This is a genomic window from Paenibacillus sp. Negev47 (assembly GCF_058313655.1).
Map to the genome: position 1 here is coordinate 448,895 of NZ_CM177754.1, position 21,002 is coordinate 469,896.

Consider the following 21,002-nt stretch of genomic DNA (forward strand, 5'->3'; position numbering starts at 1 on the left):
GATGTTAATGCCTATTTTGCAGATTCATTCGGAAGACATGCCGGCATATGCCATCGTCTGTGGTGATCCGGCACGTGCGGAGAAGATTTCCCGCAAGCTGGAGCAGGCGAGAGAACTGGCGTTCAGTCGGGAGTATCGCACATTTGTTGGTTTGTATGAAGGGGTACAGATCGCTGTGGTCAGCCATGGTGTAGGTTCACCTGGAGCAGCTGTGTGCTTCGAGGAATTGATTCGCGCAGGGGTAACGACACTTATTCGTGTAGGTACTGCGGGATCGTATACAGCCGATTATCCGGCAGGCAGTGTGATTGTGAGTACAGCGGCCGTTCGTTCGGACGGGTTGACTCGCCAACTGGTGCCGGACGGTTTCCCTGCGGTAGCGGATATCGGAGTTACACAAGCGCTGATCGAGGCTGCTCGTGAGCAGGGGAGCGCGGATGCTGCAACGTTTGCAGGCAAAGTGGGCGTTGGTATCACGGTAACGTTGGATGCATTCTTCGCGGGCGTGGAAGAGATCCCACACCGCAAATACAAGCAGGCTGGAGCACTTGCAGCCGAGATGGAAATTGCGGCGCTCTACATCGTTAGCACCTTGCGTGGCGCTCGCGCCGGAGCTATTGTCGCGATCGATGGATTCGCGGACAGTGATCTGGCTGCCGAGTATGATCCGCATACGGATGCGGTTGGACAAGCGGTGGAGCGCGAGATTAATGCAGCGCTACGCGCGCTAGTCGCGCTTGCTCGTCAGGATCAGGCGTAATAGGAAACAAGTAAACAAATCGATTAAACGTCCACCTGAAGTGGACTATAAGAGGCATCCTGTAAGGTCATGAATTTGACCAGAGGGATGCCTTTTTTTGCGCTAAAGGAGTTAGTATTGTATCGACGATAAGTGTTTCCTGTGATTGTGGGCTCTCCTGAAAAGGGGGGGGTATCCACTTAACGAACTCAGCATGTCTTATTCCTACGGAAATAGCAAGTGTGGAAATCTAAAGAATCGTAGGCACGCTAATGCCCGGATAGCCCCCTTTTTCGATCCATTCTGACGATTTACTGTGAAATAACGTGTCTGAGATTCGTTAGCTCTTCGTCTGTCCCTCGCAGAGAATGATAATGTAGAAAATGGGTAAGTTATATAAAGGAACATCATATTGAAGATGAACACATAAGGGAGGATTCTACGATGACACAGAACAATCAGCCTCAGGATGAGGCGGAAATTCGCAACAAGCTGGATGAAGACGGGGATTCCTTGATGGAGAAAAAGAAGATTCTAAGCGGAGTGGATATTGAGCCGCAGGCAGATGAGTGGGCAGCGAAGCCATCACCTGTTGCATTTAATGAAGGAAATGTTTCTTCCAAAAAATAATCAACATGAGAATCACATTCCGTTGGCTTTGTGAAATGAAAACAAAATTAGCGAGGCAGGTACCCTGATGGTATCTGCTTTTTCGTTGTATAATAATGTAAAATTCATTTGATGAAAGAGTGTGATGGGGATGGGTACGATTAACATTAGGAAGGCAGAACCGAGGGATTACTCGGGTGTGTCATTGCTGATGGATGAGCTACACCAGATGCATGTCGAGGCACGCCCGGATATATACAGAGCGTTAGAGACCAGAATGGAGGAAAAGGAGTTCAACGAACTACTGGAAACGGACAAGCGTTATCTGTATGTTGCCGAGTCTTCGGAAACGGGCTTGATTCTGGGTTACGGGAGTGCGCAGTTAAGTATTATTCAAGATAATTCATTGATGGTGGATCGCAAGATGCTGTACATCCATGAGTTGGTCATTAGTACCAAGCATCGGGGCCAAGGAACAGGCAAACAGTTAATTCAGGCTTTGATTGAACTTGGAAGAGAGCTTCAGGCAGATAGCCTGGAATTATCCGTGTCGACTTTTAACTCTGGGGCGCAGGCTTTCTATGAACAGATGGGTCTGGTCGTCCGCAGCAGCAGGATGGAATATGCCTTGTAAGATGCACCGCTCTATTTAAAGTTAGAGAATTCAACCATATTTATCAAAATACCAAAATAGTATTGAATACCCCCACGGGGTATGTTACTCTTGTAAAAGAAAGAAAGAAAAGGGGTGTTCATGATGGATCATCAGAGCCATCCCGAGGAACCTTTACAATCCTCCGTGACTGATTCAACAACTGAAGCTTCGGATACAGTTCTAGAAGCGGCATCCTGTCATGCCGAGGGCAGTGATGGGAAGCATGTGCGCAAGAGTCACCATTCGCAGGAGATGAAGAGTAACCTGGTATCTCGTTTGAACCGTGTAGAAGGTCAGATTCGCGGAATCAAGGGATTAATTGAGAAGGATACGTACTGTGATGATGTGCTGACACAGATTGCCGCGGCTCAGTCTGCTCTTAATTCGGTAGGCAAGCTTCTGCTTGAAGGCCATATGAAGAGTTGTATCGTTGAGCGCATTCAGGCTGGTGAACATGAGGTTGTGGATGAACTGCTGGTTACGATGCGGAAGTTAATGAAGTAAGTTATATCAATTCAATTAATCAAGTTATCATTTTAATATATCCAAGGAGGAATTTACAATGTCTAATGTTACGTTGAACGTTACGGGAATGTCCTGCAATCACTGCGTGAAATCAGTTGAAGAAGCTGTGAAGAATACCGGTGCGAGTGGTAAGGTTGATCTGGCAGCAGGAACGGTAGCCGTGGAATATGACGAGCAGACGGTGAACGTGGATCAGATCAAGGCTGCGATTGAAGATCAGGGATACGATGTAGTCTAACGGGAATCACAGGCTTAAACCGAACATGCTCATTGGCGAAAAAGAGGTCAAAGGCCTTTTCCCACGAGTCAGGTTTAAGCCTAATTTTCTGTCTGATATATACCCCTTAGGGGTATGTTGATAAGAGATATAATGAAATAAATCGATATGAAAGGAGCTGACATGATGGATAACGCAACGAATAAACCAATGGATAAGTCATCAGAACCCACACCCATGCCACCTATGGCAAACGCACCAGGATTAAAGACAACACTGCACATCACGGGGATGACCTGTGCCGCATGTTCAACGCGAGTCGAAAAGGGCTTGTCTCGTATGGAAGGAGTGCAGCAGGCCAATGTGAATCTTGCCATTGAACAGGCAACCGTTTCCTATGATCCGAAGATAACCAACGTGAGTGCCTTGCGAGATAAGGTGGAAGCATTGGGCTACGGTACGGTGACAGAATCGGTTGATCTGAATATCACCGGCATGACGTGTGCAGCCTGTTCTGCCCGGATTGAAAAGGGTCTTTCCCGACTGCCGGGGGTATCTCAGGCGAATGTGAATCTGGCACTGGAGACAGGGCATGTCGAATATGCGGCCGGCGCACTCAAACCTTCGGATATTACCGCCAAGATCAAGCAGATGGGGTATGGTGCTGAACCGCAACTGACGCAAGAAGAGACCACATCTGTCCGTGAGCGGGAGCTACAACGCAAAAAGTGGAAATGGATGATATCTGCTTTGTTATCGATTCCTTTGCTGTGGGCAATGGTAGGGCATTTCTCGTTCACATCCGGAATCTATGTACCCGAGCTGTTCATGAACCCTTGGTTCCAGTTGCTGCTGGCCACACCAGTACAGTTCGTGATTGGGTGGCAGTTCTATGTGGGGGCATACAAAGCACTGCGCAACCGCAGCGCCAATATGGACGTTCTCGTCGCACTGGGTACCAGCGCAGCGTTTTTCTACAGTCTGTATCTGACGCTATCCAGTGGGTACTTACCCTCTACGACGACGATGGATCACGGCGCAATGGGAACGAGCACAGCCGCCATGCCTTCGGTAGAACTCTATTATGAGACAAGTGCCATTCTAATTACGTTAATTTTACTGGGAAAATGGTTCGAAGCTGTGGCGAAAGGTCGCTCTTCACAGGCGATCAAAAGCCTGATTGAACTGGCTCCGCGTGAAGCACGTGTCATCCGGGACGGACAGGAAGTCTTGGTACCTGCCGCATATGTTGCGGTAGGTGATTTGGTCCTGGTGAAGCCAGGGGACAGCATCCCGGTGGATGGTATCGTTGAAGAGGGGCAATCCTCTGTGGATGAATCCATGCTAAGCGGAGAGAGCCTTCCCGTGGACAAAAAGCCTGGAGATCCCGTTACAGGGGCAACGCTGAATAAGAATGGGGTATTACGTCTTCGGGCGACCCGAGTGGGCTCCGACACGGCTTTGTCCCAAATCATCAAAGTAGTCGAGCAAGCGCAGGGCTCCAAAGCACCGATCCAGCGGATTGCAGACGTCATATCAGGCATATTTGTTCCGATTGTCGTGGGTATTGCCGCGCTGACATTCTTGATCTGGTACCTGTTCGCAAGTCCGGGTGATTTCGCTGGATCGCTGGAGAAAGCGATTGCCGTGCTTGTCATTGCCTGTCCATGTGCACTGGGGCTGGCAACGCCGACCTCTGTCATGGCTGGATCAGGACGTGCGGCTGAATATGGCATTCTGTTCAAAGGCGGCGAACATCTGGAGTCGGCACAACAGATTCAGACCGTGGTGCTCGACAAAACAGGTACAGTAACCCAAGGTAAACCGGTCCTTACGGATGTTATCACGGCTCCGAATTGGACGGAATCCGATCTGCTTGAGCGTGTAGGAACGGCCGAACAGAGTTCCGAGCATCCGCTGGCAGAGGCGATTGTTGCAGGCATTCTTGCCAAGGGTCTGGAGCTAACCCCAACAGAGAAGTTCGAGAACATCCCGGGATACGGCGTGCGAGCTTCAGTGAAAGGGCAGGAAATTCTGGTCGGCACGCGGCGGTTACTAGCGGATGCACAGGTGAATGTCTCCGAGGAAACCGTTCAGCAGATGAACCGTCTGGAGGAGCAGGGTCGTACAGCGATGCTGGTTGCGGTGGATGGTCAGTGGGCAGGGATCGTGGCTGTGGCTGACACCATCAAGGATACCTCTCGTGAAGCCATCGGTCGTCTTCAGGCGATGGGGATTGATGTCATCATGATTACGGGAGACAATGAGCGAACTGCTCGCGCTGTAGCAGAACAGGCAGGGATCAGTAAAGTGTTGGCTGAGGTGCTGCCGGAAGGTAAAGCTGCGGAAGTGAAGAAACTTCAGGAGAGTGGCCTGAAAGTCGCCATGGTAGGTGACGGTATTAATGATGCTCCGGCACTCGCTACAGCGGATATTGGGATGGCCATCGGAACTGGAACGGATGTAGCGATGGAAGCGGCAGATATTACACTGATGCGTGGTGATCTGAACAGCATTGCAGATGCGATTGAGATGAGCCGGCGCACGATGGGTAACATCAAACAAAACCTGTTCTGGGCACTCGGATACAACGTTATTGGTATTCCAATTGCGGCAGTTGGCTTCTTGGCTCCATGGCTGGCAGGGGCGGCAATGGCTTTCAGCTCCGTGTCGGTTGTCCTGAATGCACTGCGTCTGCAACGCATGAAGCTGAAGAGAAATGTCTGAACGATCTTTGTTTAAATCGATATCCAACGTATCATTGTAATAAAGTGAGAATATATGTGCGGTTCGCTACGGCGGACCGTTTTTTATTGAGGAAAATACAGTTGAGTCGCCAAGAAGTTTCATCCTGAATCGCTGGTATAGATGTTCTTTTCTAGGGGAAAAGTAGCATAATGCGCTTTTATGAAAATAGATCGTTTTCATTCATGAATAAAGCTTATGTTTTCTGAATTTTTTCAAAAATGAGTTGACAATATGGACATATTCACATAAAATTTAAACGATCGTTTGATTCAAACAATTGTTTAAATCAAATTAGAACTATTTGAGTAATGGAGGACACCTTTTATGTTACAGGCTTTACGTACATTGTTTAAAAAACCGCCAGTGATTGTAGGGATCGTAACAGCACTTATGTTCCAAGTGATCTTTAGCGTGATCTGGATGACCGCATATTCTGGAGTAAATGACCGTACGAAAGAATTGACGGTTGCGATTGTGAACGAGGACGGTGAAATGTCCAAAGGAATAGCGGATTCACTCGCAGGAACACTGCCTTTTCATACCGTATCCAATCTGAGTGCGGCTGAAGCGTTGGACCAGCTGAATCATCACCAAGTACACATGGTGCTGGATATCCCGGCTGGATTTAACGAATTGCTTCAAACGGCCGGCTCCACCGCCGAGATTAAATACACCATTAATGAAGCGAACCCGGTTACGATTAAAAGTATGATGCAAGGTGTATCACAAAGTGTGACAAACACGATTAACAAACAAGCTACAGCACAAGGGGTACAGACCGTGTTGACCGCTTCAGGTGCGCCTGCGGATCAGGCAGTTGAAGCCGCTACGAACCTGACTACCCGAGTGGAAGGAACGACAACGTCCATCAACCCGGTTAACGGGATGAATAACCAGATGGTGCCAATGATGATGGTGCTGGCCTCGTATGTGGGAGCCATGATCATGGGGATGAATCTCCAGACAGCCATGGGCATGTTGTCATCTACCTATTCCCGCATGACTTTGTTTGGCGCGAGAGTAGTCATTAACTTAGGTTCTGCATTGGTCGTTTCCCTGCTGGGATCATCATTGATCGTGGCATTGGGCGGACAGATTGCACAAGGATTCGTTGCATTCTGGTTGTTCCAGGCGCTCTTCCTGTGCACGTTCATGTTCTTCTCCCAGTTCTTCCTGATCTGCTTCGGACCAGCAGGAAGTCTGTTCAACATCATCTCACTGTCCCTGCAACTGGTATCCTCCGGTGCAATGGTACCGCGTGAATTGCTGAACAGTTTCTATAGCGGCATTGGGCAGTACCTGCCTGCAACATACGCCGTTCAGGGTATTCTGAGCGTGCAGTTGGGAGGCCCAGGAGTTCAGTCTGCTGCGGGCTCTATCGTGATTGTATTGTTGGTTGCAGTTGCTTTGTCACTGGTCGTGACGTTGTTGAAAAAACAACGCATGCCAGCTATGGCTCCAAGCCCTGCTCATGCGAACAACTAATACAACAGATGTATACCATTGCTTCATAGGATAGGACAAGCACCCCGATGATTTTCATCGGGGTGCTTGGTGTAATATAATAGACAGATACAGTACCTGACTACAGCCCTTGAGCTGGAGCGGATGAAATGAACGGACAAGAGGGAGCGGGACGGAATGACTGAACCGGAATTGGATATCAAAACGAGGATATTGCTTGCAGCCAAGAAGCTTTTTGCACAGCAGGGGTATGACGGGACGAGTGTTCGTCAAATCTGTGATGAGGCGGGTGCGAACGTGTCACTGGTCTCATACCATTTTGGCGGCAAAGAAAAGGTGTTCGAAGCCTTATTTGAACATTTTTTCCCGGATCATATGATGAACTCACTGGCGGAAGAGTCCATGTCCTCGCCTGTGGAAGGTATCCGACGAATTATTGGTGAAGTTGTGAAGTTCACGATGACGGATCGGGAGATGAGCGATATTGTGCAGCTTGAAATTACACTGCGTACACATCGTACAGCTACCGTATTTCGTTTCCTGGACCCTGTCTGGACCCGAGTGAGGGAACTGCTGCAAGAAGGAAAAGACCAGGGATTGTTCCAGATCGAGTCCGTATCTTATGCGATGCTCCAGGTGATGGGTGTGGCTTTGGCACACAAACGGGCCAAGAACTCACGATTTGGCTTTGATTATCAGGACATGAATACAGAAGAGCTCGCAGAGCAGACGATTGAGTTCGTACTTCGAGGATTGGGAGTGAACAGCCATGAATGAAACCATTGAATTGATGATGAAACACCGCTCTGTACGCAAATTCAAGCCAGACCCGGTGAGTGATGAGCAGCTTGCAGCCATCGTAGCGGCGGGTCAGATGGCTTCTTCTTCAAGTAGTGTACAAGCCTATACCGTGATTGCTGTGACAGACATAGAACAGAAAGCCAAGCTTGCTGAATTGGCAGGCAATCAGGCCTACGTCAATGAATGTCCCGTGTTTCTCGTATGGTGTGCTGATCTATATCGACTGAGTGATGCTGCGAAACGTCATCTTCCTGAAAAGGAATCGTATGCCGATTCGACCGAGAATTTCATGGTAGCCACGATTGATGCTGCACTGGCTTCTCAGAACGCCGCTCTTGCAGCAGAGTCACTCGGATTCGGAATTGTATATATTGGCGGGCTTCGCACCCGGATTGAGGAAGTCGCTGAGCTGTTGGGATTACCGGAGGGGGTATATCCGGTGTATGGCATGTGTATTGGTGTTGCAGATCAGGAAACGGGAATTCGGCCACGTCTGCCACTGGATGCAGTCCTTCATCATAATCGTTATAATGCCGAGCAGACCCTGCAAGGTGTTGAGCGCTATGATGAGACAACGACGGCGTACATGAAAGAACGGACTAATGGTGAACGAACGACTCCGTGGTCCGAACTGATGGCGAAGCGCTTGACTGAGCCGACACGGTTGCAGGTGAGACCGTTCTTGGAAGGCAAAGGATTCTTGAAGCGTTAAGTTTGATATGTAGATTAGAAGTCAGTCGGGGCAAAGCCGACTGACTTCTTTGTGTTGAGCTGTAATGTGTTGTGCTGTATTGGCATGACGAGCAAGTGTACTTGCTTTTACCTGATTGTACTCAAGTTAAGCCGTAGAAACGCTTTGTGTTCTGATAAAAGAGACGAGCTGCCCGTTCCGTTCCCATGCCGGTGATCTCACTCCATGCCTGGATAACCTGTCTGGTCATGGCCGGGTGTGTCATTCGTCCCTGAAACGGCCCTTCGAAGGGCCAAGGTCCGTCGGTCTCGGCCATGACTTGCTCCGATGGATATTGCCGGGCGAGTTCACGAATCTCTTCTTCGTAATGAATATCTGGCGTGAAAGAGATGAAATAGCCGTTGTCAGCCATGCGACGGATGGTTTCGTGAGATCCCTTGAACCAGTGGAAATGGGCGCGTCGGAACTGATATTTCTCCAGCAAATCACAGACGATATCCGCATCTTCGTATACCGCATGAAGGACAAGCGGTTTGTTGTGCTTTTTGGCGAGCTGGATGAAACGTTCAAGCAGTTCGATATACCCGCTCTGATCGAAGCGCTGCCCTGCATGCTCCGCTTCCTGACGGTTGTAATAAGGAAGCCCGACTTCTCCTATGGCTGTAGCTTGTCCAATATGCTTCTCGATCCATTGGAAGAACAGGTCCATTTCTGCAGCGGAAGGCAGTTCCTGTTCCGGATGGAAACCGAAGGCCGGATAGATGGTGCGGGGGTGTTGCTTTGCAAGCTCTAGGTTGGCTTGGGCAGAAGCAAGATTCATGGATACCGCAATGACCGCTTCAACCTGCTGAGAAGGGAAAGTGAGCAGCATCTCACGTTGTTCGTCAGGGGTGTACTGATCCAAGTGAATATGAGCGTCAATCAATGGTGCGAAAGCTTGAGAATGCATGAGGAATTCCTCCTTGTGTTCATATATATTTTAACGATGTTACGCAGAATTTCTCATGGCGGGTCACCCATTAAAGGAAAATAATAACTTAAAAACCCGCGCTATCAAGATAGCCGGGCTTTCTGTTGTTCTTCTCTCATCGACTGTGCAATCTGCCGTTTACGTTCGAGGAATGCGGATTCTTCCGTAATTTCTTCTCGTCTTGGGCGATCAAAAGGAACATGCACCTCGTGCAACACCGTTGCAGGTCGGTTGGATAACACATAGACCCGATCCGCAAGCAGCAATGCTTCTTCGATATTGTGGGTGATGAACAGCACCGAGCGGCGGTTCTGTTCCCAGATATCGAGCAGCCAGCGCTGCATGTCGCTACGTGTCAGTGCATCCAGCGCGCTGAAAGGTTCGTCCAGCAGCATGAGTTCCTGCGGACTGAGCAGGGCGCGCAGAAATGCAGCACGCTGCTGCATTCCGCCCGACAGCATATGAGGATATGCTTGCTCGAACCCGGCAAGACCCACGCTGCTTAACCACTTTCGAGCCTCCGCAAGTGCTTCGGCCCGAAGGGGAGCATGTGTGGCTACTTCTCCAGCAAGCAGTACATTGTCCTCAATGGTACGCCAAGGGAAGAGGGCAGGCTGTTGTGGCATATAACTAATCTTTCCACGTTGTCCCGTTACCTTCTGACCATTCATTAGCACTTGGCCTTCCTGTGGCTTCAGCAGACCGCCGATGATATGGAACAGGGTGCTTTTGCCACAGCCGGATGGCCCAACGATAGCGACAAACTCGCCTTGCTCGACAGTTAGGGACAGGCCGTTCAGAACCGGTAGCCTGCTGCGCCGTTCGCGGAATGATGCATGAACGTCAATGACGTCCAGTGCAGGCGGAACCAGAGCATTAGCAGTATTGTCAGGTCGATCAGGGGTAGCCGGGTGAAGCTTTTCACCGTGCTTTGGCTCCATTGCGCGTGCTCCTCGTCCAGGCTGGACTTGTTCGTCCTGTTGCCAATTCATATGGTCATCACTTCCTAATATACAGATTACATCTTCTTATTTAATTGTCATCACAGCTTCCCCTTGTGAGATGTGCATACGTGTTATTCACAACTACTATGGCATCATGCCACACTGTGTACTACTTGGTATATCCACACATTTTATTACCGCTTCTGTGGACGCCAGCGCACGAGCAGCTTCTCCAGTAGCGCAATGAGCAGGAAGAGCAGCAAGCTGAGCGCGACAATAATCATGATGGCCACGAATAGGCGATCTGTGCGATAAGCTGACTTTTGCAGCATCATATAATATCCAATGCCCTTGTCTGCACCAATCCATTCGGCGATGATGGCACCCATCACGCTATAGGTAGCGGCAATTTTGACACCGGAGAACACCGATGGCAGGGCATGGGGAAGCTCCAGCTTCCAGAAGATCTGGTGACGTTTGGCACCAGCCATGCGCATATAGTTCATCATCGCGGCATCAGTACGGGTCAAGCCGTCCATGGCCGCCACCGCAACGGGAAAGAAGCAGACCAGGATGATCGTAATCAGCTTGGGCAGCAGCCCGAATCCGAACCAGATTAACAGGAGCGGCGCCAGCGCGATGGTCGGAATATTTTGACTAAGAATAAGTAAAGGATACAGGGCTGATTTGAGAAAAGGGACCAAATGGAGCACCATCGCAATCAGCAATCCGACCGCCGTGCCTGCCGCGAATCCGATCAGCGTTAACTGAATGGTTGCGGAGGCGTGCATGCCAAGTCGCTCGGCCTGGGATGCCGCTTCGCGGGCGATGTCGGACGGTGCCGGCAGCATCCATTTCTCGATATGGAACAGGGAAACGGCCCCCTGCCATATCGCTATAAAGAGAATAACCGCCACAAAGGGCGGCCATACGCTTTTGAAATAGGCGTGCATTAGCGATATTTCTCCGTCAGGGTGTCCATGCTGAAGCCGGTAGGGCTATGGGCGATTTTGATCTGGGAGATGATGCTTGGGCTGCCAGCTTCCACAAGTACCTCATGCATCTTGCGGACAACCTCCAACAGTTCCTCCAGTTCCCCCTCCATGGTGGTGTCGAGCGGGTTCACCTGATACTTCAGACCAGATTGTTGAATAACTTCAATGGCGCGATCTACGTAAGGATAAGAGTTCTCGCCATTTGGCGTTTTCGGAATAACTTGAATGCTAAGCAGTGTGCTTGCCATGAGAGATCACAGCTCCTTTCGAATGGGTGGTATAAGTCGAACATAGCGAATGTACACTTTACCACTCCGATTGCAGTACCCTCCTCCGATCGCTGTTATCCCCGGATTTCTTGATTCCTTTTCAATGGGGAAATCCGGGGATAAAGGCGAACACTTTGTTTCTTCAGATGGGTTCTGCACTCTTCGTTCTTGTGTACATAAAGGTCAACTTAACAGTTAGATTATTATTTGGGTAAAAACTCGTTCGTATATGCCTTGCTCACATCGATCTGTTCATCCAGCAGTTTTTTGCTAAACATCCAGTCGGTGTAGTTCTGCCATACTTCCTGTTTTTGTTCACCCCAACGCGGGGCGTCATCCGTGTACTTCGGACTAAGCCATTTCTGGCTTGCCAGTACCAATTCCTTGTCCAGATCCGGTACGGCCTTGATCAGAATGTTCGCTGCGTCTTCGGGATGATCAATCGCATATTGATACCCTTCGGAAGTGGCTTTCAGGAATGCTTTCACCAGATCAGGGTCATTCTGAATCGTCTGCTCGTTCGTTACGAGGACAGGCGTGTAGTAATCCAATGCTTCTGAATAATCCTTCACATATAACATGTCGATCGGTTCCCCGCGCAGTTCGGCTTCGATACCCGTCCAGGCGTAGAAAATCCACGCGAAATCAATGTCCCGTTTCACTGCGGTGAAAAAGTCGGCATCACCCATGTTAATATTTTTCACTTTGGATACATCGGCTCCGTCGCCTTCCATAATGGATTGCATCACGGCTTCTTCCACTGGGGAACCCCAACCGCCATAGGTTTTGCCTTCAAAGTCTTTCGGTGAATTAATATTCCGATCCGCCGGAGCAGCGAATCCGGATGTATTATGCTGAATAACTGCTGCGATGGAGACCAATGGAACACCCTGTGTGCGGGCTTGAGTTACACTCTCCTGATAGCTTACGCCAAAAGGCACTTCATTGGAGGCAACCATTGTATCTGCGCCACCGGCACCTGGTTGTACAATCTCTACGTTCAAGCCCTCAGCCTTGTAAAAACCTTGATCTACAGCGGCATACAGGCCGGTATGATTCGTATTCGGTGTCCAGTCGAGCACCACTTTAATATCTTTCAGGGCGGAAGTGTCACCTTCGTTGCTGTTTTCGGTGTTCGTGTTGCCGTTCTGCCCTGCTGGGGCAGCTTCTTTGCCGCCACATGCGGCTACAGTCACCATAAGCACGCATAAGAGCAACAATCCCATTGTTTTACGCCATTTCATCTGTGGTTCTCTCCTTCGGTATGTCCGGCCGAGTGGCACGGGGTACTCCTTGGCTTCATATCCAATCATCTTGCATAAATCGACAGATTTATACCAGTTGAGATCTGGATGACGTTATTTTTTATTCAAAAAGAACGTCAAAAAAGCGCCCCGTAATCCGGGACGCGTGCAGGCGTTAGAGAGGTGGCGTTCAGCCATAGGGCTGTGCCAATTCGATATACTCCGATTCCTACGCTGGCATGATCCAGATCAGGTCTAAGGGTTAGTATCTTGGTGGGATACACTCTCAGCCGGCCAATTCCGACTCCCCTGGGAAACTATGAAGTTACGGGCATTACTAGGGTAATTATAGGCCAGCAGGTGGAACGTGTCCAGTCAGGAACTGGATGGGGGCACGTATGAATTAATCAAAGAGGCCATTATACATGAGTATAACGACCTCTCTAGATGTGTGATTTTTATCAATTATCGTGGCGAATTATAAAAGGAAAGCTGACTGAGTGCAAAAGCATCGGATTTCGGGTCATAGCCTACCTGTTTCTGAGTCGCTCCGAGCTGAGCTTTTGATCGTTTGACCTTGACCGGAGTCGCTTGATTAATTAAACAACATAATTTAGATACAGAAGGAGATAGTACTGCTATACAAATAATTACTTTTTACATAAAAATGGGGGCGTACTGAATGATCTTTAAAACCATATTCGCAATTATTCTGTCCTATTGTGTATACGTTTTTTTCACAGCTTACCTTTTATTTTTGGTTCTGTCTCCATCTACTATTGAAAATACGGATATGCAAAAATCGTTAACAGGAGGAAGTACAACAGATCGCGTATTGCTCTTGGAGGACGGCTTTCAATCCGGTCAGGTGAGAATCCAGACCATTCGAGAGGCGAAAACAAGCATCGACCTGGCTTATTACTCCATCCAAAAAGGAAAAACATCTCAACTCTTTTTTGCTGCTTTATTCGATGCAGCTGATCGGGGTGTTCATGTTCGAATCATTTTAGACGGGATTTTTCACAACATGCGCGGAGAATTGCGTGATATTCCAGATGCCATTGCAGCTCACCCCAATGTGGAGTTAAGGTATTATGAACCACTCCACATATTTATGCCATGGACATGGCATAACCGTCTGCATGACAAAATCCTTCTTGTCGACAACACATATGGCATCATTGGCGGCCAAAATATTGGTGATAGATACATGGCATTGCAACCCCAAAAAGACTATGTATTCGATCGGGATGTCCTTGTTTACAATCCAAACCATAATACGAACAGCACGGTTGTTGAAATGAAAAAATATATAGATCGGTTATGGAACCATCCATTCACCAAACTAGAAAAACATGCAAAACGTCAGCATCATGCAAAGGGGTTAAAAGAGCTGGCTCAGCTGGCTCAGTTATATAAAAAAGCTCGGGCTCAGAGCGATCCTTTTGTTAAAGTGTTGCCGAAGGAATGGGCTCAAGGAGCTCTTCATTCCGACCACGTCGCTTTCATTCACAATCCAATCCAAAGGCTGTATAAAGACCCGACCATGTGGAGAGCATTTGTTCATTTTGCCAATCAAGCAAAGTCGAAAGTGTACCTTCAGACGCCTTATGCCATTCCTACCAAGAAAATGAAGAAAGCAGTACATCTGTCGATGAATCCAAAAGCAGAATGGGTCATGCTAACCAATTCAATCCAGCAGACCCCTAACCCTTTGGCTTTCGCGGGATACTTAAGCTCTAAGAAACGGTTGCTTGATACCAGTCTGGCCATTTATGAATACCAAGGCCCTTATTCCATACACGGCAAATCATTTGTCATGGATGATTACCTCAGCATGGTTGGTTCGTATAATCTTGATCCCAGATCCGCCTTTCTAAATACCGAATCTGCTGTGGTCATTTCTGGTTCTGCATTCGCCAACGAACTAACAGAGGCTATGGATATCAAACGTGCACATAGTACGCGTGTGAATAAAGGTGAGCATCCAGCAGAATCTACGAATCAGAAAGGCTCTGTTTTCAAACGAATGGCAATCACAGCTTTATCCAAACTGTCTTTTCTCTGGAAATTTCTGTTGTAGGAAAGAACCCCATCTTTTGAATTGAGTACCTGCAAGTCATCACACGGGAGATATAATTTCATTGGAGTACCCGTCTAATTGTTCACGGAATGTTCACTTATGTGGAGGGGTTCGTCATCTCTATAATTGTCAAAGTAAACAGAGAGGATGAGAGAAGTGCCAACAAGCAAGAAGGAACAAATTATTTTTGGATTAATGATGTGTACAGGGATGGTCGTAGTCATGATGTTCTTCAATCTATGGCACAGTGGGTTACTCGGTAAGATGTCCCCGCTTGAGATACTGCTTCAATTCATATTGTGTTTTGTCATCGCGTTTCTGGTGGAGTCCTTCATTGTTGGACCTATAGCTAGAAAGATTGCCTTTTCCTTGCCCTTTGACAAGTCAAACAAGATGCTGGGTGTGCTCGCCATGTCATTTTTCATGGTGATTGGCATGGTTCTGATCATGTCCTTGTATGGGATGGTTTCAGCATATCTGGCGGATCAATTAAATGGGGCATCCGTACTCCGTACGTACCTTCATACAATCGCTCGTAACTTCAGCCTTGCGCTTCCATATCAATTGATCATTTTGGGACCCCTCGTACGATATGTATTCGTTAAATTCATCAAGGATAATGGGCCTGTAATGCCTGTTGTTAACAAAAGTGTGTGATGCAGCTGGGCCCACAGTATTTCCTGGGCAATCTTGTGCAACGCAATAATTCGAGGTTATAGTGTGCTAGTCTCGTTAGAACAGAATAACACTACAAAAAAGATGTCCGCCATCAGTTTATGAAGGTGGACATCTTGATATATTTAATAGTTAATTTTCAGGAAAGGATAAACACATCACTGTTAAGTCGCAGAATCCACTATATGTTTGCTCTGCCATTGATACGTGATCACGCTAATGACAAGCAGGCCAACCGCAAAGATGGCAAGCATCCATGCAGATTGATTAACCTCCAGATGATCAAGACTCCATCCCGTGGTCAAAGGCAGAATAGCACCGCCGACCCCGCCTGAGGCAATCAAGATACTGGGTGTGGATTCTTCTGTTCCAGGCAGCAGTTTACTGGCGAAGACAAGGGCAATGGAGAATATCCCTGACATGGCAAGTCCAAGCAGTAAGATAATGAGAAATGCAGACCAGATTTGGTTTGTATATGGGAATACCATTAACAAGAGAACAGAAGCGAGACAACTATACAGGACATAGACGCGGTATTGGAATTTCTCTGCGATATATCCGGCGAAGAGTCGTCCGACAGACATGGCAATCCAGAAACAAGTGACGCTAAGCGCTGCTCCGGCTTCCTTCATGTTCATTTTCTCAATCAGGATCGCTGGCATGAAGTTCGCAAGACTCATCTCCGTGCCAACATACAGGAAGAAGAACAGGACGAATAGTACCAGAAGAGTCAGGTTACGGCCACGATAGGTTGGGCCGGGTGTGCTGACAACTGCGGAATGCAGTTCACCTGTTGTCCCGGCAGTGTGAGTATGTCCGGAAGCATCCACTGGCTTCCGTCGATCCAATACTTGATCCAGTTCACCGAATGATCCTTTCGCCCAGAAAACAAAGGTCAGCGCTGCACAGATCGCAACAACCAGAAAAGAGAGGCGCCAGTATCCGGCAGCAATCAGACCGCTGGCAATGAGCGGCATGACCATCGCCCCGATCCCGAATAACACTTCAAGTCGGCTCATGGCAACGGCAGTATTGTCTTTGATTGCAGCGATGATAATGGTGCCAATGACAGCTTCAATCATCCCGAATCCGAAGCCGGCCGCGGGTGCGATGACGAACATCCAGCCCCATGGTGGCAGCAGCATGTAGGCTAATTCCGCGATACAGAGCAGTGCTGTGGCGATTAACAGACCTCCGCGTTTACCGAAGCGTCGGTTCAGCCATGGAGATAACAATACACCGCCCAGGAATCCGGCAAATTGAGCGAAGATCAGCGTCCCGCCCTGGCTGTAATCTTTGCCGTAATGTTCAAGTGCAACCGGTAGAATGGAACCGAGCACAACATGGGCAAGTCCAATAAGGAAATAGGATAGACATCCGATCCAAAGTAATTTTTTCATAAAGAACTCCTTCTACTTATATACATAAATTGAGGATCACAATAAAGCACCATCTTGAAGACAAAGTCTATCATAACAGGACATGTTAAGTTGTGCCATGAATTCCTGATAGATACAGAAGGTTGCAAATTGATCCGGCGTTCGTATATACTGAGACACAACAATTACAGATCGGAACATGCCGTTGAAGAGCATCCAACTCGGAGGCGTTTTCGCCAGGGGAGCGATATTTCCCCAAGTTAACCGGAACCGCCCGTTATCGCGGACCAAGAGGCTGGAAGCAGGATATCCTGATTCAGCAAGTTGGGTGGCACCGCGAGCAGAGCGCTCCTCGTCCCAAGGGATGAGGGCGCTCTTTGTATTTTTACAGCCAAAGGAGACGGTGACCATGTTAGAAATGAAGTGGATTCGGGCACATGCAGAAGAGGTTCAGGCGGCAGCAGACGGGAAGAAAATCAAGATCAGCATTCGTACATTGCTGGAGCGGGATGAGGAACGCAGAGCACTTTTACAGGAATCGGAAGAAGGTCGCAGGTTGCGTAATACGCTATCCGCGGATATTGGGAGGCTTATGCAGGCTGGTAAGCGGGAACAGGCTGAGGGTTTGCGGACGCAGGTGAAGCAGCTCAATGAACAGTTGGAACAGGTAGAAGCGAGGCTAGCCCCTGTGCAGGAGGAAGTAACCAAGCTGCAATGGCTGGTGCCCAATATCGTATCCCCGGATACCCCCAATGGCTCGTCGGATGCGGATAATGTAGAGCTGCGACGTGTGGGAGAGTTACCAGCGTTCGAGTACGCTACCAAAGATCACGTGGAACTTGGGGAGTTGCATAATCTGATCGATATTCCCCGTGGAGTGAAGATTGGCGGGACGCGAAGCTATGTATTGAAAGGCGCTGGCCTACTGTTGCATCGGGCTGTGCAGCAACTTGCGCTTGATTTGCTGCTGAAGCACGGGTTTACACCAATGGAGGTTCCCCTGATGGTCAGGGAGGATGCGCTGGTGAACACCGGATTCTTCCCAACCGGTCGAGATCAAGTCTACGAACTCGAAGGGGAGAACAAGTGGCTGGTGGGAACTTCTGAAGTGCCGCTGGTCTCGTATTATGCGGATGAGATTGTCGATGTTCAAGAGCCGGTGAAGCTGGCTGCGGTATCGACGTGTTTCCGCAGTGAGGTTGGCTCCGGCGGACGTGATGTACGCGGATTGTATCGTGTGCACCAGTTTGCCAAAGTCGAGCAGGTCATTCTCTGTGCCCCTGATGCAGAAGAATCGGAGCGCATGCTGCAAGAGATTACGGGACACGCCGAGGAATTGCTGCAATTACTTGAACTGCCTTATCGTGTTGTGGCCGTGTGTACCGGGGATATGTCGCAGAAGACGTACAAACAGTACGACATCGAGACCTGGATGCCAAGCCGCGGTGCATATGGAGAAACTCATTCGTCGTCGAATCTGCATGATTTTCAGGCTCGTCGTTCGAATATTCGTTGCGTGGATGCCGAAGGCAAGTTGGCGTATTGTCACACGCTGAATAATACGGCGGTGGCGTCGCCACGTATCCTGATTCCGTTGCTTGAGAATCATCAGCAGGAGGATGGAAGCATTCGCATTCCGGAAGCCCTGCGGCCCTATATGGGCGGTGCCGAGAGCTTGATTTTGCCAGAGCAGGGTGAAGTGAAGTAGAGAGGTTAGGTAACGCCTATGGAAGTGAAGAATCAGAAAAGGAACCCCTTGACCGGGGTTCCTTCTAATTAAACATATGATCTGTTACCCACTGGTACTCTTGTTCAAGTCGAGCTGCCAATTTGGGATCTTCCTCGGCTGTAACTTTTCTCATGTATGTTAAATCAATCGTATCAAATTGACTGTAAATCAGGTAACGTGCCCATTCCAAGCTTCGGGCATCTGTCCAGTACTCGGAGGCTCTCAATCGATCCAAAATAAGGTCGTCTATTCCAATTACGTAGCAGTAGCCTTCAGGTGTTAATAATTTGATAATCTTGTCTTTTGAACCTTCCAGTGTATCAGAAGGTATTTCGATAGGGATGTCCATTTCGGAGACATAATAATGTCTTCCTTCGCGGACGAAACCCAGATGATCAAATAAACTTCGGGCTAAATCATCTCTGATCATGACCAGATCAACATCAGCTGTCTTGTAACTTCCAGAAGTGTATAGTTCAACAGCGTGTCCCCCAACAATAATGGCTGGATCTGCATCTAATTCATCAAGAATAGGAGTAATAATACCCATAACATAGAACTCTTTTAAATCACTTTTGGTCACATCAGCTGCAAGTTCCTTCAATTTTCGTTTAGCCCATTTAATTCTTTTCTGCATTTCTGGTGTTTGAATACGTTCCATGGTTCACCTATATTCTTTAACGCAGCTTCCATTCACGCTCGTTAATGATTTCAATTTTTCCAGATTCAAGGGCTTTTTTGAAACGATTGCGGGCTGTTTTCATCAGTAGAACCATTTCGTCTTCAGGACGAATCTTGGTGGATGTCGAAGTGACGATAGCTTTCATACGTTTACGGTTATTTTTAGGTGAAACCATATCAAGCAAATTCCTTTCGATCATACATATCCCACCCCCATCTTTTAGGTTTATTAAAACAGTATTACGCGACCTTCCCATATTATACAATGGAAATCATGAATTGTTCCAAGACTCTCAATTATGTTATTCAACTTTATGCAATTCGTATCCGATATAATATAATAGAAGTAAAATATTGGATTATGGGAGATGGAGATAAAAATGAGTAGAATCAAACTGGCTCTTCGAGGCACGCTTGCTCTAATAATCGCGTTAGCCGTAATGGTTCCTTCGTTAGCCTTGGCGGCAACGGGTGATGTGACATCGATTGAAATAACCAATAGCAGCCCGCAGAAGTTGAGTGTATCCGAGACAGCTACGCTTCAAGTAATGGCAACCGTAGAAGGTTTTGATAACAAACAGGATGTTACCGAAGGTGTCACATGGTCCACCAGCAATGCAGCAGTTGCAACGATGGTGAAAGGTAAGGTTAAGGCTGTGGCCGCGGGCGAAGCAACCATTTTTGCACAGGTAGACGGGGCAAAAGCCCAGTTGGTTGTCCAGGTGCAGGAGAAGATCAAAAGCATCAAAGCTTCACCGAAATCTTATAGTTTTGTTAAAGGTAGCGAAAGCACTCTTCCCAAAGTAAGCATTGTCCGTGCGAACGGTAAGGAAGAGGATGTGACGTCTGAGATTGTGTGGTCGGTATCAAGTAACTCGGCTGTGTTGGAAAATGGGAAAATTAAAGGCAACACACCAGGCAGAGTATTGCTGCAAGGCAAATACGGGTCAACTATCGTGAAAGTTCCCGTTGCCGTAACGGATGTGATCACCAAAGTAGAGGTTACCCCTGCAAATATGCAGCTGAATATTAAGAAGTCCAAAGCGTTGAAGGTCATCGGGACCTACGCGAATGGCAAAACGATCAACCTTTCGAAACAGGTCATATGGACCTCTTCCAACACCAATGTAGCGATCGTGAAAAATGGAGCCGTTAAGACGCTGACCGAAGGACAAGCGACCTTGACAGGAACTTATCAAAATCAGACAATAAAGGCAGAGGTTACCGTTGTGCCTTTGCTCAAAAAGTTGATTACAGGCCAGAAAAAATTGGTCTTGTCCCCGCAGGGAAGTACAACGCTGAGTGTGATGGCCCAGTATGATACGGGCAAGACCACTGTTGTGACCAACAGTGCGGTGTGGAGTAGCACGAAGCCTGGCGTAGCCACAGTAACGAATGGCAAGATTGTCGCTGTAGGCAAAGGTAAAACGTCCATAACGGCCAAATGGGGCAACAAAAAAGTGACGATCCCTGTTACGGTAAAATAAATCTTCATCTTCATACTAATGAAGCATTTTGCATTAATCCGAAGATAAATTCAGTGCATGACACTGTTAAAATCATCAATATCATCAAGGTTACAGA

The 21,002-nt window shown here is 48.2% G+C and carries 21 protein-coding genes and 1 riboswitch; of the genes, 13 read left to right on the forward strand and 8 right to left on the reverse strand.

Annotated elements, in window-relative coordinates; genetic code table 11:
- The first annotated feature begins 1 nt into the window (after position 1).
- The 9 genes from AC4G47_RS02170 (at position 2) to nfsA (ending at position 8,470) form a co-directional block, all read left to right on the forward strand.
- Positions 2-760 (forward strand): nucleoside phosphorylase, encoded by a 759-nt coding sequence (locus tag AC4G47_RS02170; RefSeq protein WP_491104554.1) that lies wholly within the window; start codon positions 2-4, stop codon positions 758-760.
- Positions 761-1,183: 423 nt separating this feature from the next.
- Entirely contained in the window at positions 1,184-1,369 is a 186-nt protein-coding gene (locus AC4G47_RS02175; protein WP_491104556.1) for a hypothetical protein, read from the forward strand.
- 130 nt (positions 1,370-1,499) lie between these two features.
- Positions 1,500-1,982 (forward strand): GNAT family N-acetyltransferase, encoded by a 483-nt coding sequence (locus AC4G47_RS02180; protein WP_491104558.1) that lies wholly within the window; start codon positions 1,500-1,502, stop codon positions 1,980-1,982.
- Between the two features lie 123 nt (positions 1,983-2,105).
- Positions 2,106-2,507 (forward strand): metal-sensitive transcriptional regulator, encoded by a 402-nt coding sequence (locus AC4G47_RS02185; RefSeq protein ID WP_458127136.1) that lies wholly within the window; start codon positions 2,106-2,108, stop codon positions 2,505-2,507.
- Between the two features lie 58 nt (positions 2,508-2,565).
- Entirely contained in the window at positions 2,566-2,766 is a 201-nt protein-coding gene (locus AC4G47_RS02190; RefSeq protein ID WP_017691004.1) for a copper ion binding protein, read from the forward strand.
- Between the two features lie 225 nt (positions 2,767-2,991).
- On the forward strand, positions 2,992-5,472 hold the full coding sequence (locus AC4G47_RS02195; RefSeq protein WP_491106624.1) for a heavy metal translocating P-type ATPase: 2,481 nt from the start codon (positions 2,992-2,994) through the stop codon (positions 5,470-5,472).
- Between the two features lie 345 nt (positions 5,473-5,817).
- Positions 5,818-6,978 (forward strand): YhgE/Pip domain-containing protein, encoded by a 1,161-nt coding sequence (locus AC4G47_RS02200; protein WP_491104560.1) that lies wholly within the window; start codon positions 5,818-5,820, stop codon positions 6,976-6,978.
- A gap of 156 nt (positions 6,979-7,134) precedes the next feature.
- Positions 7,135-7,734, forward strand: coding sequence for a TetR family transcriptional regulator (locus AC4G47_RS02205; RefSeq protein WP_458125053.1), 600 nt, complete (start codon positions 7,135-7,137; stop codon positions 7,732-7,734).
- The gene (nfsA, locus tag AC4G47_RS02210; RefSeq protein ID WP_491104562.1) at positions 7,727-8,470 is read left to right on the forward strand and encodes an oxygen-insensitive NADPH nitroreductase; all 744 of its coding nucleotides are present in this window, start codon (positions 7,727-7,729) and stop codon (positions 8,468-8,470) included. The genes AC4G47_RS02205 and nfsA overlap by 8 nt, the downstream gene beginning before the upstream one ends.
- A gap of 121 nt (positions 8,471-8,591) precedes the next feature.
- On the opposite strand, the gene AC4G47_RS02215 is transcribed toward nfsA, so the two are convergent.
- The 5 genes from AC4G47_RS02215 to AC4G47_RS02235 form a co-directional block, all read right to left on the reverse strand.
- Positions 8,592-9,398, reverse strand: a complete 807-nt coding sequence (locus AC4G47_RS02215) for a TatD family hydrolase (RefSeq protein WP_491104563.1) — start codon at positions 9,396-9,398, stop codon at positions 8,592-8,594.
- A gap of 104 nt (positions 9,399-9,502) precedes the next feature.
- Complete coding sequence (locus AC4G47_RS02220) at positions 9,503-10,411, reverse strand: ABC transporter ATP-binding protein (protein ID WP_491104565.1); 909 nt, start codon at positions 10,409-10,411, stop codon at positions 9,503-9,505.
- A 146-nt stretch (positions 10,412-10,557) separates the two neighbouring features.
- Complete coding sequence (locus AC4G47_RS02225) at positions 10,558-11,316, reverse strand: ABC transporter permease (protein ID WP_264933521.1); 759 nt, start codon at positions 11,314-11,316, stop codon at positions 10,558-10,560.
- Complete coding sequence (locus tag AC4G47_RS02230) at positions 11,316-11,606, reverse strand: MTH1187 family thiamine-binding protein (RefSeq protein ID WP_105601532.1); 291 nt, start codon at positions 11,604-11,606, stop codon at positions 11,316-11,318. The genes AC4G47_RS02225 and AC4G47_RS02230 overlap by 1 nt, the downstream gene beginning before the upstream one ends.
- A gap of 224 nt (positions 11,607-11,830) precedes the next feature.
- Positions 11,831-12,871: an ABC transporter substrate-binding protein gene (locus tag AC4G47_RS02235; RefSeq protein ID WP_491104566.1), complete on the reverse strand. Its 1,041-nt coding sequence runs from the start codon at positions 12,869-12,871 to the stop codon at positions 11,831-11,833.
- A gap of 208 nt (positions 12,872-13,079) precedes the next feature.
- Positions 13,080-13,192, reverse strand: a riboswitch (TPP riboswitch).
- A gap of 361 nt (positions 13,193-13,553) precedes the next feature.
- Here AC4G47_RS02235 and AC4G47_RS02240 point away from each other — a divergent pair.
- Complete coding sequence (locus AC4G47_RS02240; protein ID WP_491104568.1) at positions 13,554-14,954, forward strand: phospholipase D-like domain-containing protein; 1,401 nt, start codon at positions 13,554-13,556, stop codon at positions 14,952-14,954.
- Positions 14,955-15,101: 147 nt separating this feature from the next.
- Positions 15,102-15,611, forward strand: a complete 510-nt coding sequence (locus AC4G47_RS02245) for a DUF2798 domain-containing protein (protein WP_491104570.1) — start codon at positions 15,102-15,104, stop codon at positions 15,609-15,611.
- Positions 15,612-15,793: 182 nt separating this feature from the next.
- On the opposite strand, the gene AC4G47_RS02250 is transcribed toward AC4G47_RS02245, so the two are convergent.
- Positions 15,794-17,029, reverse strand: coding sequence for an MFS transporter (locus AC4G47_RS02250; protein WP_491104571.1), 1,236 nt, complete (start codon positions 17,027-17,029; stop codon positions 15,794-15,796).
- Positions 17,030-17,417: 388 nt separating this feature from the next.
- Between AC4G47_RS02250 and serS the strand changes: the two genes are divergently transcribed.
- The gene (gene serS / locus AC4G47_RS02255) at positions 17,418-18,716 is read left to right on the forward strand and encodes a serine--tRNA ligase (protein WP_491104572.1); all 1,299 of its coding nucleotides are present in this window, start codon (positions 17,418-17,420) and stop codon (positions 18,714-18,716) included.
- Positions 18,717-18,780: 64 nt separating this feature from the next.
- Here serS and AC4G47_RS02260 read toward each other — a convergent pair whose 3' ends face one another.
- Positions 18,781-19,398, reverse strand: coding sequence for a hypothetical protein (locus AC4G47_RS02260; protein WP_458125062.1), 618 nt, complete (start codon positions 19,396-19,398; stop codon positions 18,781-18,783).
- Between the two features lie 16 nt (positions 19,399-19,414).
- Positions 19,415-19,618, reverse strand: a complete 204-nt coding sequence (locus tag AC4G47_RS02265; RefSeq protein WP_458125063.1) for a hypothetical protein — start codon at positions 19,616-19,618, stop codon at positions 19,415-19,417.
- Between the two features lie 180 nt (positions 19,619-19,798).
- On the opposite strand from AC4G47_RS02265, the gene AC4G47_RS02270 reads away from it, so the two are divergent.
- A complete protein-coding gene (locus AC4G47_RS02270; RefSeq protein ID WP_491104574.1) occupies positions 19,799-20,905 on the forward strand; it encodes an Ig-like domain-containing protein in 1,107 nt (368 codons plus the stop codon).
- The last annotated feature ends 97 nt before the right edge of the window (positions 20,906-21,002 follow it).

Excerpts from the sequence above, each read along its gene's own strand:
- AC4G47_RS02185 (WP_458127136.1), top strand. The coding sequence starts at position 2,106 with ATGGATCATCAGAGCCATCCCGAGGAACCTTTACAATCCTCCGTGACT.
- AC4G47_RS02225 (WP_264933521.1), bottom strand. The coding sequence starts at position 11,316 with ATGCACGCCTATTTCAAAAGCGTATGGCCGCCCTTTGTGGCGGTTATT.
- AC4G47_RS02190 (WP_017691004.1), top strand. The coding sequence starts at position 2,566 with ATGTCTAATGTTACGTTGAACGTTACGGGAATGTCCTGCAATCACTGC.
- AC4G47_RS02170 (WP_491104554.1), top strand. The coding sequence starts at position 2 with ATGTTAATGCCTATTTTGCAGATTCATTCGGAAGACATGCCGGCATAT.
- AC4G47_RS02175 (WP_491104556.1), top strand. The coding sequence starts at position 1,184 with ATGACACAGAACAATCAGCCTCAGGATGAGGCGGAAATTCGCAACAAG.
- AC4G47_RS02180 (WP_491104558.1), top strand. The coding sequence starts at position 1,500 with ATGGGTACGATTAACATTAGGAAGGCAGAACCGAGGGATTACTCGGGT.
- AC4G47_RS02205 (WP_458125053.1), top strand. The coding sequence starts at position 7,135 with ATGACTGAACCGGAATTGGATATCAAAACGAGGATATTGCTTGCAGCC.
- serS (WP_491104572.1), top strand. The coding sequence starts at position 17,418 with ATGTTAGAAATGAAGTGGATTCGGGCACATGCAGAAGAGGTTCAGGCG.
- AC4G47_RS02215 (WP_491104563.1), bottom strand. The coding sequence starts at position 9,398 with ATGCATTCTCAAGCTTTCGCACCATTGATTGACGCTCATATTCACTTG.
- AC4G47_RS02260 (WP_458125062.1), bottom strand. The coding sequence starts at position 19,398 with ATGGAACGTATTCAAACACCAGAAATGCAGAAAAGAATTAAATGGGCT.
- AC4G47_RS02195 (WP_491106624.1), top strand. The coding sequence starts at position 2,992 with ATGGCAAACGCACCAGGATTAAAGACAACACTGCACATCACGGGGATG.
- AC4G47_RS02265 (WP_458125063.1), bottom strand. The coding sequence starts at position 19,618 with ATGATCGAAAGGAATTTGCTTGATATGGTTTCACCTAAAAATAACCGT.
- AC4G47_RS02245 (WP_491104570.1), top strand. The coding sequence starts at position 15,102 with ATGAGAGAAGTGCCAACAAGCAAGAAGGAACAAATTATTTTTGGATTA.
- AC4G47_RS02250 (WP_491104571.1), bottom strand. The coding sequence starts at position 17,029 with ATGAAAAAATTACTTTGGATCGGATGTCTATCCTATTTCCTTATTGGA.
- nfsA (WP_491104562.1), top strand. The coding sequence starts at position 7,727 with ATGAATGAAACCATTGAATTGATGATGAAACACCGCTCTGTACGCAAA.
- AC4G47_RS02240 (WP_491104568.1), top strand. The coding sequence starts at position 13,554 with ATGATCTTTAAAACCATATTCGCAATTATTCTGTCCTATTGTGTATAC.
- AC4G47_RS02235 (WP_491104566.1), bottom strand. The coding sequence starts at position 12,871 with ATGAAATGGCGTAAAACAATGGGATTGTTGCTCTTATGCGTGCTTATG.
- AC4G47_RS02270 (WP_491104574.1), top strand. The coding sequence starts at position 19,799 with ATGAGTAGAATCAAACTGGCTCTTCGAGGCACGCTTGCTCTAATAATC.
- AC4G47_RS02200 (WP_491104560.1), top strand. The coding sequence starts at position 5,818 with ATGTTACAGGCTTTACGTACATTGTTTAAAAAACCGCCAGTGATTGTA.
- AC4G47_RS02230 (WP_105601532.1), bottom strand. The coding sequence starts at position 11,606 with ATGGCAAGCACACTGCTTAGCATTCAAGTTATTCCGAAAACGCCAAAT.
- AC4G47_RS02220 (WP_491104565.1), bottom strand. The coding sequence starts at position 10,411 with ATGAATTGGCAACAGGACGAACAAGTCCAGCCTGGACGAGGAGCACGC.